We start from the raw sequence: 18,470 nt of genomic DNA on the forward strand, positions 1-18,470 counted from the left end.
CCCTAACGGAATCAGCTTTTTTGTATTATATGTGTTGCAGCTTTCGGTTATGGTTGATCGTTTCACCAATCCGCTTAAGGATCGGTTCGACAGATGAATGATCTTTAAGAAGATCGTAGTCATTGATGTTCACTTTCACTACCGGGCATGTTGTGAAAGTGTTGATCCAATTTTCATAGCGATCATGCATCTCTTCCCAATAAGCGATCGGTGTCTGTTGTTCCATCGGACGCCCTCGGAGTTTAATCCGGTCGATGATATCCTGAAGGCTGCCTTCAATATAGATCAACACGTCAGGATGAGGGAAGTAGGGTGTCATCACCATTGCTTCGAAAAGGCTCGTATAGGTTTCATAATCAATATTTGTCATGGTACCTTTTTCATGGTGCATCTTAGCGAAAATCCCTGTATCTTCATAGATGGAGCGGTCCTGGACGAATCCGCCGCCTTGTTCGAACATTCTTTTTTGTTCTTTGAACCTTTCTGCCAAGAAATAGATTTGCAAATGGAAACTCCAACGTTCGAAGTCTTGATAGAACTTGTCCAAATAAGGGTTCGTATCAACTTTTTCCATGGATGTTTGAAAACCCAGGTTATCAGCAATCGTATTCGTCATCGTCGATTTTCCGACACCGACAGTACCAGCTACAGTGATGACGGCATTTTTTGGGATGTTATATTTCTCGAGGGCGTTCATTGCTTCACTTCCTTTTTATGAAATGTCTCTTCGACCACCTTCAAAATATCTGAAAGCTGGTCTTGATTCTGGACAAAATCGATTTTGTCACCGTCGATTGTCACCACAGGTATTTCAGGATGAAGCTTTTGGAACTGGTACATAAAGATTTCATAATCAGAAGATAGCTGTTTCAGATAATCTGGGCTGATGTTCTTCTCTATGTCTCTCCCTCTAAGTGAAATACGCTTCAACAAGGTTTCCAGGCTTGCTTTTATATAAATGACCATATTCGGTGCAGGCATATCCTTCGTGATGATTTCGAAAATTTGCATGTATTTTTGAAAATGGACTTCTTTCAATGTACGCATGGCAAATATTCGGTTTTTAAAAATATGATAATCGGATACGACCGGTTTTTCATGCTTTAAATACAACTCTTCAATATCTTCAAGCTGTTTGAAACGGTTACAGAGAAAAAACATTTCTGTCTGAAAGCTCCACTCTTCAATATCATCGTAAAACTTACCGAGAAATGGATTCTCTTCAACGATTTCTTTAAGAAGATGATAATTAAATTCCTCACTGATCGCTTTGGCTAAAGATGTTTTACCGACACCGATAGGACCTTCTACTGCGATGAAGGGAGTTTTATCCATAAAAGTGCCTCCTATGTACGAAATAAACCAATACAATTGTAGCACATACCGTCATATATCGACAGGTTGAATACGAAAAAACAGACTCATAAAAAGTGTCTGATTCCTTCTGAGAGGATGTCAGGATTTGTCGGGTCAAATGTTTATTTTCCCCTTCAATGCATGGCATTATCAGACACTTTTGAGTCACGCGAGGTATATACGCTCTAGTAGTGATTTACTTAAAATTCCCTACCTTTCCCGCAGGAGTGTCGTGAATTTCGGTTAAATCAACATTAATCTATAACAAAGCAAGATTATAAATAGCGAGCAGCTTTCTCTGCCAGATTGGAGCGTTCTGTACGTGAAAGTCGGATGATACCAATTTCATTTTCACGTTTCAGCCGTTCAATCGTATAGGTCAAACCGTTGTTCACCGAATCAAGGTAAGGATGGTCGATTTGATCAGGATCGCCGACAAGGACGATCTTCGTTCCCTTACCGACACGGCTGACGATCGTCTTCACTTCATGCTTCGTCAGGTTCTGTGCCTCGTCAATGATGATAAATTGGTTCGGGATGCTTCGGCCCCTGATATATGTCAGGGCTTCGACTTCCATGTTAAGTTGTTCAATTTCTTTTTCGATTTTCGGTATGCCATTTTTATCATTTTTCTTATTCGAATCCGGATCGATATTGAAGAGCTGCTCTAGGTTATCGAAAATCGGCTGCATCCATGGACGTAGCTTTTCATCCTTTTCCCCTGGAAGATACCCGATATCTTTTCCCATTGGAACGATTGGGCGTGCCACTGTGATTCTGGAATAATGTTTCATATCCTGTGTTTCATGCAGAGCTGCCGCAAGAGCAAGCAATGTTTTACCCGTTCCTGCTTTACCGATTGCACAGACCATTTCTACCTTCGGATCTAGCAGTAATTCTAAAAACATCCGTTGCTCCACATTTTTTGGTCGCAAACCCCAGATGAAGGATTCATCATCGGTAAAATAGAATGGGCAGCATACAAGCTTATTCCTTTTTTTAAGGACCCGTCCTACTGCAGATTGGTTGGTCCCTGCATTACTTTTCATCAATAGGAAATCTTGTGGATTCACTTCAGTTTGAAGATATTCGGATAACTGTTCTAGAGGAAGTTCATGATTCGCATGGAACGCATTGATGAATTCAGGAGGAACCTGAAGTTCGTGGTAGCCTTTATGAATCGTGAGGGAGCTTTCAACGAGACGGTCGTTTTCGTATAATTGCGCCATGAAATTTGGCGTATTGTGTGACTTCTTCAAGGCATCGGCTTTTGCAATCAATAAAATGTCATTAGAAACCAGAACGATATCGCGCTGTGATTGCTCGAGGGCAATATTCACAGCAACAGCAAGAATCCGATTGTCATTCGAATCCTCATTGAAGATGCTCTTAATGTTTTCAAAAGAGCGATGATTCAATTCAATGACGAGTGTCCCGCCATGGTCAAGCGGAAACGGCTCATGTAAACGGTCTTTGTATTTTTCACGTAACGTCTTATACTGCCGGCCGAATTCCCGAGCATTTCGGCCAACCTCATCTTGCAGCCGTTTTTTTGAATCGATTTCTTCAACGACTACAGCTGGGATGACAACATCATTTCCTGCATACTTAAAGATTGAAGCAGGGTCATGTAAAATAACATTCGTGTCCAAGATATAGATCTTGTTCAAGGATCCAACCCCTCTCGAGAATGACTAGTATACGCAACATAATTAACTATTCGATTTTATACCTATCTTTACCTTTTCTATCGGTAAAACTCATGGAAATGAATAGCACGAGCGGCCATCAGGATAAAATCACCAAACTTTGTCTTTATGCGATACCAGCTTTCTTTATATAATATGAGGCAAATCACTTTTCGGTATAGATTCTATCAAACATTTATGTGTAATATTTTAACAATTGGTCGAGGCAGATGAAAAGGAGCAGAGTAGGTATATAATCATTTATATGTCCACATTGTCTTTTTCATAAGTGATCATAGAAAATGATCTGTTGATTTCTGCGAAATTCACTCCCTTTCCGCGGGCTAAAGAAAAGCGGAAGCGACCCGGTTAGGAACGAAGTTCACTGGAAAACTGACGAGGAGGCTGTCGCCGCCGCAGGAAGTTTGAAGTGATCAAAGTGACTGGTCGCTGAGCTAGACATCACTTCTCTGAATGCGGGGTCTCGCCTGGCTCGCTTTTCCCGCAGGAGTGTTGTGAATTACGGTTAAATCAACAATCATATTCAACCAACTCTATAAATTAAAAATCTCCCTGGAAAGGAATTCGTGTGCCAAGTAATAAAAATAAATCCTTTAAATTAAGTGAAAAAACCTAAGTAGGAATATGGGACAATACCTTGTATATCAAAGATAAACCTTGTATACTATATCTCAGCAATCTTACTAAGACAAAGCTTTTGGCCCCGTAGCTCAGTGGATAGAGCGTCGGTTTCCTAAACCGTGCGTCGCAGGTTCGATTCCTGCCGGGGCCGCCATTAAAACCTTGCTATATAAGGACTAAACTGTATCATTCTGTACTAACAGAATCGATGAAACACCCGTATTGGGGAAAAAACGGTGAAAATTATTACATAAAAAAGAACTAATGCCACCTAACAATTGGGCCTTTAATCTAAATGTTTGATAATGGAACCATAAAAACTTCAGTATTAATTTCTTTTTAAAATAAAGATTTCAGCTTCTCGATGAAATGTAATGTTCTTTTCTCAATGTTTACCAACCACTAAAGAATCTTATCCTGACTTTCTTTGCGCATCCTCCTTGTAACTTATTTCCCTTTTCCAATGAATTGCTCATACACCATCCTTTATTGTAAATAATTATCAAAGGATCGCTCTTTTTAGTAAAAAACATCATTAAATCCCTTTCTAATCGCTGTTGCCGATAATTAAAGTTTATTGAAAATTTCGTGAATAGAGTTCCATTTGTAGAACTGATGGAATTGTACATTTACAGAGCCCAAACTTGGTCCCCTACTAAAACCTACATTAATTTCCCGTCTAAAGCTTACCTCCGAATGATTTTCGAGCAATGGTCATCAAGTAAATATCTGTCTGGCGATAACTCTTCAAGAATATTCCCTTTGTAAAATTGACTATTTTAACTGTGCATAGAGGTTTTGTTTTTAAGGACTAAAGTGATCCAGAGTTTAAACTCTTGACTTGTGTAGCGTTACACGATACACTTAAAGGAGATATATTTACATTTTCTTTAAGGAGATCTATATCATGGAAAAAAATACACCAGCTCACCCTGGTGCTTACGTCCGGCAGAATGTCATCCCCTCTGGTATGTCCGTGAAAGTCGCAGCAGAGCGACTTGGTATCGGCAGGCCAGCACTGTCGAATTTCCTTAACGGGAAATCGTCCCTATCCCCCAAAATGGCGGTTAGATTGGAGAAGGCATTCGGTGCCGACCAGGAACAATTAATCGATATGCAGTCTGCCTACGATCGGCAGATGCGACTCGCTGATGAAAAAGAGATAACGGTGCGCGCTTTTGTCCCGAATTTTCTGACCATTAAGGCAAGGCAAATTGAAGACTGGGCTAACAGCCAGATCGACGCACGTACCCACCTTCCCGTGCTCCTTCGGAAGTTAGTACACTCAACGGGCAAGGGTCTTCTGCAAGTGGACTTTCCTGGCTATGATAACGGACAACGTAAGGGTTCTGATGGTTTTGTCAAATCGGAAGTTGCTACACCTTGGATTCCAGAGGGTAACTCCTTTTGGGAATTTGGTACTGATCAGCGACCGGATGTTAAAGCCAAGAAGGATTATAATGCACGGCTAACATCGGTCGATCCAGATGTTAGGGCAAACAGCACCTTCGTTTTCATAACACCTCGTAACTGGACGCATAAGACCGAGTGGGAGGAACAAAAAAACAAGGCTGGCGATTGGAAGGCTGTTAGAGCTTTCGATGCAAGTGATCTGGAACAATGGCTGGAGCAGTCTGTACCGGCTCAAATTTGGCTTGCAGAACAACTCGCCCAACCTGTGAGAGGATATGAAACCTTGGAGACGGCTTGGAGCCGCTGGGCAAATGTTAGTGAGCCACGTCTGGAACCTGTAATTTTCGCTCCATCAATAGCAGCGTACCGAGATACGTTTAAGGATTGGCTTAATAAATCTACCAATAAAAAACCCCTTATTGTCGCAGCCGACTCCCGGGACGAGGCACTTGCTTTTCTAGCCTGCCTGTTCGAGGAGGAAGACTTACGCCAATATAAAGATCTAGCCGCAGTTTTCACTTCACCTGAAACGCTCAGCAAGCTCGTTTCATCTTCTGTGTCATTTATTCCGATTGTACCTTCTGAGGACGCTGAGCGAGAACTAACCGACGCCTATCGCCGGCTTCATTGCATTGTTTTCCGCCCTCGCAACGCGGTCGATTTAAACGCAGATATAAAACTTGACCTTTTAAGCTATAGTGCCTTCAAAGAGGCGATTACATCCATAGGAATTGAAGAAGGAAACGTGGACAGGCTTGCAAGGGAATCGGGACGTTCGCCTACGGTCTTACGCCGGCGCCTCTCTCAGAATGATGCGATCAAGTGGCCGGTTTGGGCTGGTGACGATGATAGGGCAAAGGCGTTAGTGCCAATGGCTATGATTGGCGCTTGGTGCTTAGAAAGGAAGGTTGATCGCGAGATTGTCTCCAATATAGCCAATCGGGAGTACGATACAATGGAAGACGAAATAGCACGATTATTACAGTTCGATGACAGCCCGGTGTGGTCTACGGGAAGGTACCGAGGTGTGGTATCGAAGATCGACGCCTTGTTTGCGGTTGCGAGAATGGCCACATCAGGAGACCTTGAGCGTTTTTTTGTCGCCGCTGAATACGTCCTTTCCGAGTCGGACCCGGCACTAGATCTCCCGGAAAAGGACAGATGGGCAGCTGCTCTTTACGACAAGACGCGTAATCATTCTAGTGCGTTACGAAAAGGTATATGTGAGACACTCGTCATTCTGTCGGTCCATGGAAACAACCTGTTTCATAGCCGTCTCGGTATTAATGTCGAAGATCAGGTCGCATTACTGATTCGCAAACTCCTAACACCATTGACGCTTGAAAAACTGCTTTCCCAAGACCGTGACTTACCGAGATATGCAGAAGCTGCTCCTGATGAATTTCTCGAGATCCTCGAAGATGACCTACGAAGCAACGCTCCAGTTGTCTTTGGTCTTCTAAAGCCGATTGACAGTAGCTTGTTCGGAACATCACCGTCGCGAACGGGACTTCTCTGGGGACTCGAGTGTCTTTCATGGAAACCGCAGTATCTCCCGCGTGTTTCGTTAATACTCGCCCAGCTCTCCCGATTGAAAATTGACGATAACTGGGCAAATAAACCAGAGGCCAGCCTAAATGCTATCTTTAGATCATGGATGCCACAAACAGCGGCATCGTTAGAGCAGAGGTTTAAAGTGTTGGAGATGCTTATCAATCGTTTCCCTGATGTTGGTTGGGAGATTTGCATCGAGCAAATTAAACCAGGTTCCCGAATTGGCCACTATAGCTATAGACCTAACTGGCGCAGCGATGCATCTGGAGCTGGTCAGGTCGTTACTCGCAAGGAGATGTACGACTTTAATAGAAAGGCGTTGAATCTCTTGATTTCTTGGGCGAGACACGACGAAAGGACACTTGGGGACCTTGTGGAGTGTCTCCAGGGCATGCTCAAGGAAGACCAAACCAAAGTCTGGGACCTAATTGATGAATGGTCCGAGAATGCTGACGAGGTTGCTAAAGCAGCACTACGCGAGCGCATCCGGCAGTTCGCTTTCACCCGTCGAAGTCGTCACCGGAAACTCGAGGAAGCGACCCGTAATCGGGCCAGAGAAGCCTATGATAGCCTTCGACCTTTAGACCCGGTCATCCGTCATGGTTGGCTTTTCGCTGATTCCTGGGTACAGGAATCGACTGATGAGAGCGGAGATGAGGATTTCGACTATCGAAAGCGTGAGGAGAAGATCGATAGACTACGCCTTGAAGCGATGATCGAGATATGGAGCGAGCGCGGTTTCGAGGGAGTGAAGGAATTAATCACCAGTAGCGGTGCCGCTGGCGTCATCGGTCGTTATACGGCATTGTGTATTACCGACGTTAAGCAGCAAGTAGATTTCATCTGTCACTTCCTTTCCCTTGACAGAGACCTTCATAGCAAGGTCGAGCGGTGTCTAAAGGGCTTCCTATTGGCGATTGAAGACGAATCACGTGCTGAAGTGATACAGGCTACGACTGGAAAACTGCCTCCCGAAGAGTATAAGAGATTAATTGTTTGTGCCCCGTTTCAGGCATCTACTTGGCATCTTCTGGACAATTATGGTGAGGACATTAGATCTTGGTACTGGAACAACGTGTTGCCGTCCTGGGGCCCATACACATCTGATGAGCTAACTGAGCTGATTGACAGTCTCCTTACGGCCCGGCGACCTCGGGCGGCTTTCCACGCCGTCCACATGAATTTCAAGGACCTTGAGACGTCGCTTCTCATGCGTCTACTGAAAGAAGTGGCCACGGTGTATGAAGAACCAGCAGACCATTTTAAGCTTGATAACTACTATATTTCCGAAGCACTGGAATCGCTTGATTGTCGACCGGGTGTTAACCGTGAAGAAATGGCTCAGCTTGAATTCCTCTTTATAGATGCACTTGATCATAGCACACACGGAATCCCGAATCTTGAAAGGCAGATCGCACAAACGCCGGTGCTGTTTGTCCAGGCGGTGGCACTTGCCTATAAGCGGAGTGACGATGGCGAGGATCCGCCAGAATGGAGGATAGAAGATCCCGAGCAGCGGGCGGCGGTTGCCTTGGCAGCCCATCGCCTTTTAGACCAGATTTCAAAAATCCCAGGAACGGATGAAATTGGGAGAATCGACGCAGCTGCGCTTACTGAGTGGCTTGCTGAGGTTCGACGTTTATGTCATGAATACGGCCGTGTCGAAATTGGTGACCAATGCCTTGGCAATCTTCTTTCTAAGGCGCCCGCGGGTGAAAACGGCATATGGCCCTGCCAATCAGTCTGTAAGGCTATGGATGAAATAGCATCGCAAGATATCGGTAAGGGATTCTCAATAGGCGTGTATAATTCACGAGGTGTTCACAGTCGGGGCGTAGGAGGCGACCAGGAGCGCGACTTAGCTACAAAATACCACACCTGGGCCGAGCACTTTCACTTTGACTATCCTTATGTCGGGGTAGTACTAAAAGGTATCGCCGAGTCCTACGAACGTGAAGCGAAAAGACATGATTCCGAAGCCAAGATTGAGAAGAGGTTACAGGGTTGAGGACTGGGGAACCGGCAGTACAAGAAGGAAGACACCTAGCACCAACCCAGCTCGCAGTGACCGCACCCGTATAAGCTCGGCTGGAATAATCCGCTCTGAATAAATATTGGCATACTCCTATAAATCATAGGGTACTGTATAGTGACAATAAAGTTATTTAATATTCAAACCTCTAACACACATAACCCCGTTCTAAATTTAGGATGGGGTTAAAATATAGTTGTTTAATTTTTGATGTAAGAAACTTTACTGTCACTTAAAAATATAATAATAAAGTCGTTTAAATTTATATGATAATCTATAATAGCGCCCTTATATGGAATAAGCATCCAACTGATACTTGCAGTTACAATGGAGTAACTAATATCTTTTTTTATATAATGCGAAGATTAAATTTTATCACCTGAAATTATGTGCCGATGTAGATGTTTTGAATCTTGGTATCTACCTAAGTTTGTAATCACCCGGCAAGCACCGTAATCAGTTTCTACCTTATAAGCAACCTTTCTTACAACATTCATCAATTCATTAAATATATCAAGTTCTTTATCATCAATTTTAGTTAAAGAAGGTATATGAACTTTAGGTATTGCCACAATATGTACTTCATAGGATGGTTTTGTATGGTGGTATGCTAAAACTTTATCAGTTTCTTCTACCTTGTCCACTTTCGTATTTCCGCTTAACACTTCATCACAGTATCATAAACATTACTCCTTTTTCTTCAGTTAATTTAGTATGGAAGCAGTTTTAAGTGCTGAATTTAATTCATTACTTAACTTTTTATAATTAAAATTCCAGTAAAAACCGTTAGAATTTTGAACAATGCTTTCTCCTTTTATAAGTATACTTCCACCATAAGTAGTGTTATCTTTCGTTCGGACAAGAATCTTTGTAAACTCTGCCGTACTTATAGGAAAAGAATCCGTAACCTCAACTTTATTCATATTTGAAATTTCATTTGCAATCATTAAGACCCTATCCTCGTCAGTAATTAAATAAGATTTATTTTCCTTTAAAACAATCACATCTTTTATGTCATTCTTAGATAGATTAAATCCCCAAACTGATAGATGTGTTTGATGATAAAAAACAAATGCTAATATTAATCCAAGCGAAATTGAAGTTAAAATCCCCAAACTTCTTTTATTCATTACCTGCACCCCCTTTATAAAACCAATGATTTTCACTAAATATTTTCAATTCTTTTATTCAACCAATTCTTCAGTATGAGAAAGGCGATCACCTTGTGTAGCAATCGCCCCCGATTGTTGTTGGTGCCACCCATGGTTAGACCCCTAAGAATACTTTTTCATGGTATCTAAGCGGTCCACTTGATATGTAAATATTACATCGCCTCCATTCAGAGCTCTTCCTCTGAAAGATTTCTTATCCTCTTTAAATGTCCAGACCGCACGAAATTCTAAAAAGTCCTCCCGTTTAATAGTTTAATCCTATATTCATCAATAGTTCCGTTCCTTAATTCATCCAGAATACTACTAACTTCATTTGAATTAATGATGTCCTTCCTTTCTCAGGCGCGAGTTAATATTGTATATACAGAATATTATCGAACGGCCAGATATTAGCTTTCCTTTAGCAAGCTATATCTTCAGTTATTGCTTTGGAATAAATTATTTTATTTTTATCGATTAAGCTCTTTACTCTACCAAAAAATATCATTCATCAACTTTTTCAATATATCCTTTTTTTACTATAGAACTACTAATTCTGGATCACTCATCCCTGTAAATGGTGTGAAGATAAATAATCTAAAAAAGAGCCTATTAGGGTTCAATTATAGTACGGATCGAACCATATACCATTTGACTTGAATAATTAGTCTGGGAAACGTTATAAGGGGATGGAATTGAAATTACCTGATAATTTTTAGCTTTATCAGATTTAGGTAAATCTAGAGAATATATCTTCCTTTTACCAGGATCAACTGAAATATAATTTACTTTTTTATTATCAATTAGAGGAACTTGCTTCCAGCCCAAAAAAGCAACAAGCGCAAATTCTTTTTTTTCATCTTTATTTACATTTCCTACAGATAGGTATAATTTTTGATCAGGTTTTGCTTTATATACTACACCTAATTTATCCATAGATTTACTTATAAAAATATAATCATTTGGACCATTAGAATATTCCTTCAATGGATTTTCTGAATCAAATCTAGTCTTAATTGAATTTGTAATACTAAATCTCATCGCTATTACTTCTTGCAGTATTGATGCTTTTTTTATATCCCTGTCTTTAACTAAGTAGTTTGGTTTTTTAATAAGCAAATAATCTAGTTCTTTGGTATCCTGCCCTACATTAACGATAGTGTTTAAATTGATTGTGGAGTTCGGTTTCATTTTAAATGTATAATTCAAATATTCTTCTCCTTTGATTTTAAAAGGAACTTGTTTGAAATTACTTAGAATTATTAGAGAGTATTCTCTTGTTTCATTAATAAAATGACTGAGAGATATAACTTTATTGATCTGACCATTTATAGGATCCAATGTACTTCCATTATCAATAAGTTCTCCATCCGTACTATATAAACCATAAGTTATTTTATTTGAGTTTTCTGATACACCTGGACGTTGTTGGGAGCTAAATACCATACTATCTTTTTTTTCTGTTGTAACATTCGAAAAATATAAAATAGCTGGGATAGTGCACAAGAATATGATTGATATAATAATGAGAATTTTGCTTTTGGGTCTCATATCAAGATCCTCCTATATAAATATACAGTAGGCTTATCTAAGCCTACTGTATATATTTTACCATTCATCATATGTTTCATGGATAACATCTTCGTAGCCTGATGTTTTATAAACGTGGTTACCGTATGCATAATCACTACCAGTGTAACTAGTACCATTGTCTGCTCTTGCACCTGCATACCTGGCGTTCTTTGCCTCGTCCTCACCTGTATTAAGAACGTAACCACTACCGTCATAGTATTTGATCATATATGAGGTGTATGATTACAACGGTTCTCTAATTACAGTAAAAGAAGAGGATCTATTTTTTAGAAGCGTTGTTTTTTTGTATAAAAATGGAGGGATAATTCTAGCCAGGGGCAGCGATTATCACCTTCATAATCGCTTATATTGTACAAATCTTTCGTTCAAAGAAAGGCTCTGTAAAATTTTAATGTTGATTTCACAGAAATTCATGACAAAAATTAAACACATAAAAAGGATCTCCCTTTGATAGGAAGACCCTTTTGCCCAAGAGGAGGCGCTAGCAAGATAGACGTGAGATTAACGTCCGCCTAATTGAGCTTGCGCTTGTTGAACTAGACGCTTAGTGATCTCTCCACCTACAGAACCGTTTTGGCGAGAGCTAGTGTCTGGTCCAAGTTGTACACCAAATTCTGAAGCGATTTCAGTTTTCATAGCATTAATAGCTGCTTGTGCTCCAGGAACAACTAGTTGTTGGTTGTTGTTTTGTGCCATGTCAATTCACCTCTATTCTACTAGGAGTAAGTGGAGGTATTTACCACTTGAGTTTAGTATGAATAGAGGCGGTTTTTTTATTCAAAGCAATTTGAGGTAAATTAAGGAAAAAACAAGGTGGTTAAAGGGTTCATGTGGCTATAAGCAACATGAACTTTTTTATATTCTTGCTACAATTATGACTATCGATACTGTGATAAAAACTCGGAATATAAAACGTGAAGTTATAGACTCACGAAAGAAGATGAGCAGGAAAATCACGTTTTGGCTTGCTAATGGAGATAGAACCTATAATATCTATGCTGAACCGATCACAGACAAGAGAGGAAAAATCATCGGAGTCATTACAGTTTCGTTAGATATAACGAAAGGTAGTACGAAAAAAAAATCTTAAAAAAGGCATGAAGTAAATGAACGTCTGTTTCGTTTCTAAAAGGGACGTTTATTTTTGTTCCACATGAAACAATACAATCAATGCTATTCCACTTTAACTTTGAATGCGATGAACTGATCGCCTCGATCTTTCCACCTTGCAAGTACATCGACTACATAGGTTCCGGGTTCAGAAGGCACTGGACTCAATTCGGCTTGATCCGAAATAGAGAATAAATTTCCGCTGCACCCTGCTATTCCTAGACAAACTAAGAGAAGAATTAAGTTTTTGAATAATGGTTTCATAGCACACCTCTTTTCTCTATAGACGTTTCAGCTCCATGTCCCGTTTCCAGATAATTTTGAATAGATTAACTAATTTACAAACAATTCCAATTCCGTTACACTATCACTTGCTAGTAAATTACATAAGGGGGATAAATGATGAAGAAACTTTTAGCTTTTTCAATGCTCTTTTTACTTATGTTTGCTTCTGCTTGTGGAAACGATGGTTCAGCAAACGGAACAAAAAATGAGGGTGGAGAAAAAATTGATAAAAATGAATTGAAATCTCACCTATTGGATTTCCAACTTGAAGTGATCAATGTTTTGAAAGAAAATCATAAACCGTTTGCAGAATTTGAAGCAGTCAAAGCGCAAATGAACGACAAGGAAGTTGCTGAGGAAGAGAAACCTTCAGAAGAGGAAGCTCAAGCTGCTCTAGAAACTGCACAAGAGGCGGGGCCAAAAGCTGCGGAAGCGATTCGAGGAATGGAAATTCCTGAAGAACTATCTCAATTCGAAGAGGATCTACAATCTGGACTTGAAAATGCTGCCCAGTCTTATGAAAAGCGTGCAGAAAATGCATCACTTGAAGCGACTGAAAACGAGCAAGCAGAAGCAGAGGAATTGTTCTCAAGCTTCGAAGAAAAATTTGGTAAACCATTTGAAGAGCTCGATCTATTAGCACCTAGCTTCAAGCCTGAACTTGAATAATTATATCCATTGAACCATCTATCTTTTGATAGGTGGTTTTATTTTAGGCGTTTTTAAATGATACTTTTCGTAAAAATCAACAATAAAGAAGAACAAAGCCTTATATTAAAGACTAAACCTTTTGTTTGAAAATGACTGGAATAAGGAAATAACTTTGTAGATAGGTTGATTGGAGGTGAAATGATGATGAATAAGAAGTTCTGGCTTCTTCTCTTGAGTTGTTTTGTAAGTGCCCTCATATTATCTGCATGTTCAAGTGAAGAAGGAAACAGTACCGGGAATTCAGAAGATAATGAAGTCCAAGCAGATGATGAGAAGGCGAGAGCATCACAAGAAGACTTTCAAAACGAAGTGAACTCTTTAATCGATAAATACGATGATGATTTCAAAGAATTCGCACAGACTGTTGAAGAGAAAACGGAAAATGTAAGCAATGAAGAATTGCAAGCTTTGAAAAATGAAGCTTCTCAATCCAGCCAGCAGTTGGCAGAAAAACTTAGGAACATGAACATACCAGGAGAACTTGAATCTTACAGTGAGGATTTGAATCAGTCCCTTAACAATCTGGCTGATCGATTTGAAGCCCGAAGTGACGACCTGGATAATGAAAATACAAATGCAGCGTTAGATAAAGCGAAAACAGCATCGGAGAACATCTTAACAGAATTTAAAGGAGCACTAGGTTCAATCTACGAATCACTTGGTTTAGAAAAACCAGAACTCATCAATGATACAGAATAAACATGAACGAGAAAAGCTGCTGCACAACTAATGTGCCAGCAGCTTTTTTTGTCCCTAAAAAACCAGGCTTTGTTTTTTATATTGTATACTAAACGTTAAAAAGGTTCTGTTAAAGGATTTAGTTGATTTCACACTTAAAGAAAGTATAAAAATACTTTCTTCAGTATAAGCGCAACTAAGGCTCAGCCTGCGCCAAAGGCTTGGCTTTGCCAAGTTTTCTTTAAGCGAAATTCACGACACTCCTGCGGGAAAAGCGAGCCAGGCGAGACCCGCATTCAGAGATGAGGTGTCTAGCTTAGCGACCAGTCTCTTTGGTACTTCAAACTTTCTGCGGCGGCGACAGCCTCCGTAGAAATCAACAATAAAAACTGACAGAGCCTATCGAATAACAGTGAAATAAAAATGTTCAAAAAATTATCAACCGATCAAGTGTTTATTCGTCTATATAAGGAAAGGTCAATTTGGGGGGAGGGTCACAAATGGAAAACTTCCGTAAGGTTCTGCAAGAAAAGCAAACGTTCAGTATAGAAAGCCTTCGCTTATATAAAGAAGAGATTATGGAAGAGGTTGTTGATTACTTCGGAGACCGTTTGACCCGGGTGGCTTATACATATGTAAAGGACTGGGGGAAAGCAGAGGATATCGTACAGGAAGTATTCATTACCTGTTATTCAAAGCTTGAAACCTTTCGCGGGGAAGGTTCATTGAAGAATTGGCTATATAAGATCACTGTGAATCGATGCAAAGATCATTTGAAAAGCTGGGCTCACCGGAATATATGGTTTGCGAATCCATTCACTTTTTTCAAACAAGAAAGTAACGATCAGACTCCAGAACTCCGTTTGATTGTAGAGGATGATTATAACCAGCTTGCCGATTCGATCTTACAATTACCGCTTAAATATCGTGAATTGATCATTTTATTTTATCAAGAAGAAATGTCCCTTAATGAAATAAGCGAAATGCTCCATATAAAGACTTCCACATTAAAGTCTCGATTGTTCCAGGCGAGGAAATTACTACGCGCACAATTAGAGAAAGGGGAGGAAGCGGATGGAAGATAAGCTGAAAAATCTAGATAAGATCATGGAAAAGGCCGTGTATCAAAAGAAACGATTTTCAGAAGAAAAAAAGCAGAATATCATGAAACGTATTCGTGAGCAGCGGAAACCGTCATTCATCGAAACGTATATGTGGATGGTGAAGCCTGCATTAAGTATTTCGGTATGTATTTTTCTTCTTATCTTTTCAATCAGTTTCATTTTGCAACCGCCCCAACAAAAAGATCGAAGTGAAGGTGATCTCCTTCAACAAGTGGATATAGGTAGAGAAGTGACAAGTCTCCCCTTATTGAATCGCGTTTCACATATCGCAAAAGAAGAAAATAAAACGATTGAATATGTTTCTGTTTCAAAGAATGAAAAATATGTGCTGTTGAATATCAATGTTGTACCAAACGCAAGTAAATCCGATATAAAAGAAACCGTTGAAAAGATGTTCTACAAAGGATCTGAACTGTATCAACATAAAGAAGAATTGAACAAAATCGGTGCTCCGTGGAATGATTATACGGTAGATATCACAATCGTCGAGAAATTCGACCACAAAGGAATCTATGATGGGACACAAACTCAACAAACATTATTACGCGGAGTCAAATCGACAAATCAAGATCATATAACATGGATGGAAGAATAGAGAGATTTTTATATAGATTAGCTGTTTTCAAATAGATGGTTGTTTTTAACATCTTGGAATTAAACTCGCTTTCCGCGGGCAATCTGCAAGCCTTCTCAGCTCACTTGCACAGGATGTCAACACAAAAATGAAACCATTTTCGTGTCTGCGATGAGAGTCTTTAGAAGCTTTCCTTATGCTGGCTTCGACGTTCACCACAGGACGTGGTGGATGTTAGTCGAATATCCTTAATTCGCTTACGGGGTCTCGCTTAGCTCACTTTCCCGTAGGAGTCTCCCTATATTTCCACTGCTTTTGGTTTTCATTCATTTCCTATTTACACTAAATTAGTAACAAAATATAGAAAACAGTCTATAGATTTTCTGGGTTGGGAGAAAAGAGGGGTTTATATGAGATTCATTGGCAACCAGATGTTGCGTTTCACATGTATCGTCACCGGAATCGTACTGATGGCAGGTTTACCGACGCTTTTGCCTTCAGGGGGATCGTTCCATCTGAATTGGCTAGCTTATTTCCAAAGCATTAGTGAGGTCATTTCAGGTGTTTTCAACATACAAGAGGTTACATATAACACCGATGGTACTGAACGTAAATTATTACCTCAGCTTATTCACATCGGCACATATTCTGTGACCGTGGTGGTCGGGTCGATTTTACTTGCCCTTATCATGGCAGCTTTCTTGACGTTCATTACGATGCTGCTCCCGCCAAAGTGGATAAAAAAAATAAAAGTTGGAACATTCATCCTGGAATCCCTTCCGGATATCCTGATTATCATAATAAGCCAGCTGACCGTCGTTTGGTTGTATAAAAAGACTGGACTGTTAATTTTTGAAATTGCATCATTACCTGGAGAGCCCATATATATATTGCCGATTTTTTGTCTAGCCATTTTGCCGATGATTCAATACTTCAAAGTCATGATTTCAATCGTAGAAGGGGAATTGGAGAAACAATACGTCGAATTGGCGAAGGCTAAAGGAGTACTCCCGAAGAAAATATTGATCATCCATGTATTACGAAATGCATTGGCGAGCATATTGAATTACTCGAAAACAGTAATTTGGTTCATGCTTTCGAACCTGCTGATCCTTGAATATATTTTCAATATCAATGGCATCATGCGTTTTTTATTGGATTACTTGAATCCGATCATTTTTGCATGGAGTCTGCTGGCGACTTTCATTCCGATCTTCTTATTGTTCGCATTAGGTCAGTGGCTGCTTGAACGATTTACGAATGAAAAGGTCGTGATGTAGATGCTCAAAAGACTCTTTAAGAATGGTTATTTCCTGATCGGCTTTTTCTTCATTATTGGTTTATGTACGATTAGTTTGCTGCATACATTCGTATGGGATAATCAGATTGCACAAACACAAATACGTTATGAAGAAGGAAGAGCGGTAGAAGGTTCACCGATCGCGCCTAGAGTAGATATTCCACTGGGTACGAACGTCCAAGGATTCCATATGACTCATTTGATTTCGGTAGGAGCGAAATATACGATCGGTTTCGCTGTATTGATCGCATTCATCCGGTTACTGACATCTATGGTTTTCGGTATTTTGTATGGGGCTTATTTTTTCAAGTTCAGGAAGTATGTAACCTGGATCGTCGACGTGTTCAACTATGTACCGGTCACGTTGCTCGCGTTATTCATATTGACACCGTTCCTGGTTGAAATTCCTACTGGATTTGATTATACGTTTTGGGAACGTGTTTGGATCGAAGTAATCATTCTCGCTCTCATTGCGGTTCCTCCGACATCAATTCTGATCGGAAATGAGATGGGAAGGATCTATAATCACGAGTTCATCGATGGAGCTAAGATCATCGGCGGGAGCAGACTCCATATTCTCTGGAAACATGTGAGACCCCATATCCAACCGCAACTATGGATCATCTTCATGCAACAACTTGTACAAACGATGCTTGTGTTAGCTCACCTTGGATTCTTCAAAGTATTCTTTGGCGGAACCAATATGAGCTTCGATCCCTTTTTTCGGGATCCACCCCAGTCGATTTCATATGAGTGGTCTGGTTTGATTGGGGATGGGATGAGGCACTTGACTGTTAGTCCATGGATTGTACTTGTTCCAATCATTTTCTTTGCACTGACGATCCTTGCGATGAATTTCATGCTCGAAGGAATCAAGACGGTTACTGAAAACTGGAGGGTCGACCATAAACCTGTGAAATCTGAAACTGGAGATGTGAATGAGGTTTCAGAAGAGAAACAGTTTACACCATTGAAAAAGCAAGGTGCCGTCCAACGACGTGAATTGAGACTTGAAGATAAGGAATAGCAATATCATGAAAGCTGTTTGAAACAATTGTCCGTTTCAGCAGCTTTTTTATTTAGGCTGGTTTAAACCTCTACGCGAGTATATTTCCAATAATGAGACTTATTGAGAGTGAATTTTACAAAAATACGAAAAAAGTTTTTGTTGATATAGAGCCAAAGAAAACCCTTACATGAGAAAAGCCAAAAATCAACTATTGTCATAGGGCGGAATCTCCAATATAATGTCCTCTAAT

General features: G+C 40.2%; 17 protein-coding genes and 1 tRNA gene. 9 read left to right on the forward strand and 9 right to left on the reverse strand.

Annotated features, from left to right (window positions below):
* Window positions 1-25: 25 nt before the first annotated feature.
* The 3 genes from KOL94_RS24510 to KOL94_RS24520 all read right to left on the reverse strand — a co-directional run bounded on the left by KOL94_RS24510 (window position 26) and on the right by KOL94_RS24520 (window position 3,026).
* Window positions 26-697 carry a deoxynucleoside kinase gene (locus tag KOL94_RS24510; RefSeq protein WP_221569295.1) on the reverse strand — a complete coding sequence of 224 codons (672 nt, stop codon included), beginning with the start codon at window positions 695-697 and terminating at the stop codon, window positions 26-28.
* Window positions 694-1,335, reverse strand: coding sequence for a deoxynucleoside kinase (locus KOL94_RS24515; protein WP_221569296.1), 642 nt, complete (start codon window positions 1,333-1,335; stop codon window positions 694-696). Before KOL94_RS24515 ends, KOL94_RS24510 begins: the two co-directional genes overlap by 4 nt.
* 296 nt (window positions 1,336-1,631) lie before the next feature.
* Window positions 1,632-3,026 carry a PhoH family protein gene (locus KOL94_RS24520; RefSeq protein ID WP_221569297.1) on the reverse strand — a complete coding sequence of 465 codons (1,395 nt, stop codon included), beginning with the start codon at window positions 3,024-3,026 and terminating at the stop codon, window positions 1,632-1,634.
* A gap of 738 nt (window positions 3,027-3,764) precedes the next feature.
* Between KOL94_RS24520 and KOL94_RS24525 the strand changes: the two genes are divergently transcribed.
* Window positions 3,765-3,840: transfer RNA gene (locus tag KOL94_RS24525), tRNA-Arg, on the forward strand.
* Window positions 3,841-4,593: 753 nt separating this feature from the next.
* Window positions 4,594-8,661 carry a HigA family addiction module antitoxin gene (locus tag KOL94_RS24530; protein ID WP_221569298.1) on the forward strand — a complete coding sequence of 1,356 codons (4,068 nt, stop codon included), beginning with the start codon at window positions 4,594-4,596 and terminating at the stop codon, window positions 8,659-8,661.
* A 389-nt stretch (window positions 8,662-9,050) separates the two neighbouring features.
* On the opposite strand, the gene KOL94_RS24535 is transcribed toward KOL94_RS24530, so the two are convergent.
* The 5 genes from KOL94_RS24535 to KOL94_RS24555 all read right to left on the reverse strand — a co-directional run bounded on the left by KOL94_RS24535 (window position 9,051) and on the right by KOL94_RS24555 (window position 12,125).
* Window positions 9,051-9,350, reverse strand: a complete 300-nt coding sequence (locus KOL94_RS24535; RefSeq protein ID WP_221569299.1) for an HIT domain-containing protein — start codon at window positions 9,348-9,350, stop codon at window positions 9,051-9,053.
* Window positions 9,351-9,389: 39 nt separating this feature from the next.
* Window positions 9,390-9,815 carry a hypothetical protein gene (locus tag KOL94_RS24540; RefSeq protein ID WP_221569300.1) on the reverse strand — a complete coding sequence of 142 codons (426 nt, stop codon included), beginning with the start codon at window positions 9,813-9,815 and terminating at the stop codon, window positions 9,390-9,392.
* A 633-nt stretch (window positions 9,816-10,448) separates the two neighbouring features.
* Window positions 10,449-11,387, reverse strand: coding sequence for a hypothetical protein (locus KOL94_RS24545; protein ID WP_221569301.1), 939 nt, complete (start codon window positions 11,385-11,387; stop codon window positions 10,449-10,451).
* A gap of 57 nt (window positions 11,388-11,444) precedes the next feature.
* On the reverse strand, window positions 11,445-11,636 hold the full coding sequence (locus KOL94_RS24550; RefSeq protein WP_221569302.1) for a hypothetical protein: 192 nt from the start codon (window positions 11,634-11,636) through the stop codon (window positions 11,445-11,447).
* A 294-nt stretch (window positions 11,637-11,930) separates the two neighbouring features.
* Window positions 11,931-12,125, reverse strand: coding sequence for an alpha/beta-type small acid-soluble spore protein (locus tag KOL94_RS24555; RefSeq protein ID WP_221569303.1), 195 nt, complete (start codon window positions 12,123-12,125; stop codon window positions 11,931-11,933).
* Between the two features lie 244 nt (window positions 12,126-12,369).
* On the opposite strand from KOL94_RS24555, the gene KOL94_RS24560 reads away from it, so the two are divergent.
* A complete protein-coding gene (locus KOL94_RS24560) occupies window positions 12,370-12,519 on the forward strand; it encodes a hypothetical protein (protein WP_221569304.1) in 150 nt (49 codons plus the stop codon).
* Window positions 12,520-12,602: 83 nt separating this feature from the next.
* Here the strand turns inward: KOL94_RS24560 and KOL94_RS24565 are convergent, their stop codons facing one another.
* Window positions 12,603-12,803, reverse strand: a complete 201-nt coding sequence (locus KOL94_RS24565) for a flagellar basal body L-ring protein FlgH (protein ID WP_221569305.1) — start codon at window positions 12,801-12,803, stop codon at window positions 12,603-12,605.
* A 138-nt stretch (window positions 12,804-12,941) separates the two neighbouring features.
* On the opposite strand from KOL94_RS24565, the gene KOL94_RS24570 reads away from it, so the two are divergent.
* The 6 genes from KOL94_RS24570 (at window position 12,942) to KOL94_RS24595 (ending at window position 18,238) form a co-directional block, all read left to right on the forward strand.
* A complete protein-coding gene (locus KOL94_RS24570) occupies window positions 12,942-13,493 on the forward strand; it encodes a hypothetical protein (RefSeq protein ID WP_221569306.1) in 552 nt (183 codons plus the stop codon).
* Between the two features lie 183 nt (window positions 13,494-13,676).
* Window positions 13,677-14,234, forward strand: a complete 558-nt coding sequence (locus tag KOL94_RS24575) for a hypothetical protein (protein ID WP_221569307.1) — start codon at window positions 13,677-13,679, stop codon at window positions 14,232-14,234.
* A 479-nt stretch (window positions 14,235-14,713) separates the two neighbouring features.
* The gene (locus tag KOL94_RS24580; protein ID WP_221569308.1) at window positions 14,714-15,298 is read left to right on the forward strand and encodes a sigma-70 family RNA polymerase sigma factor; all 585 of its coding nucleotides are present in this window, start codon (window positions 14,714-14,716) and stop codon (window positions 15,296-15,298) included.
* On the forward strand, window positions 15,288-15,932 hold the full coding sequence (locus KOL94_RS24585; RefSeq protein WP_221569309.1) for a helix-turn-helix domain-containing protein: 645 nt from the start codon (window positions 15,288-15,290) through the stop codon (window positions 15,930-15,932). Before KOL94_RS24580 ends, KOL94_RS24585 begins: the two co-directional genes overlap by 11 nt.
* Before the next feature lie 389 nt (window positions 15,933-16,321).
* Window positions 16,322-17,191 carry an ABC transporter permease subunit gene (locus KOL94_RS24590; protein WP_221569310.1) on the forward strand — a complete coding sequence of 290 codons (870 nt, stop codon included), beginning with the start codon at window positions 16,322-16,324 and terminating at the stop codon, window positions 17,189-17,191.
* A complete protein-coding gene (locus KOL94_RS24595) occupies window positions 17,192-18,238 on the forward strand; it encodes an ABC transporter permease (RefSeq protein ID WP_221569311.1) in 1,047 nt (348 codons plus the stop codon).
* Window positions 18,239-18,470 lie beyond the last annotated feature (232 nt).

The organism is Alkalihalobacillus sp. TS-13, assembly GCF_019720915.1.
Classification (GTDB): Bacteria; Bacillota; Bacilli; order Bacillales; family Fictibacillaceae; genus Pseudalkalibacillus.